Raw genomic sequence first — 510 nt, forward strand, 5'->3', positions numbered from 1 at the left:
CTCAGGCGTATCGCCCCCTGACCAGAGAGCAAAGAGTGCATCCCCCGAAGAAGCAAATGCAACATAGCGTGGCGAGGTAAACACAGGTTCTTTCTTGAAGATGAATTTGTAAAAAGCTGTAGAATACTCTATGTTTGAGACATATACCAACTGTAGATTTGGGGTAACAGGATAAGTGGAAATATTACTCATTAATTCTCCATGATTTAGTAGCAACTGCCTGACAGGCTATACCTATATAGAGGATATTTCAACAAGAGTTTGTGATGCTTCCATTCGCGGTGTGCTCTATTTATATGTTTTTACTCACTTATTGCTATATGCTAAAATATCGAGGCCGCCACTACTGGGATTGTAATGATATCCTATCGCTCTTTATTATTGATAATCTAAAGATTTTTTGCTCTTGCCTACACTATAGAATCTGCTAGAGATGGTAAAATTGGCTTATTGGGGAATAGTTTAATGGTAGAACAGCGGACTCTGACTCCGTCAATCTTGGTTCGAATC

Annotated in this window: 1 pseudogene; it reads right to left on the bottom strand. The window is 39.4% G+C overall.

Going from position 1 to position 510, the window contains the following annotated elements:
• Nucleotides 1-192: pseudogene (locus tag ACFIL8_RS12755) on the bottom strand (glyoxalase); the annotation flags it as partial.
• Nucleotides 193-510: the final 318 nt, after the last annotated feature.

The sequence above is a fragment of the Bartonella sp. AP57NXGY genome (assembly GCF_042195805.1).
Taxonomy (GTDB): Bacteria; Pseudomonadota; Alphaproteobacteria; order Rhizobiales; family Rhizobiaceae; genus Bartonella.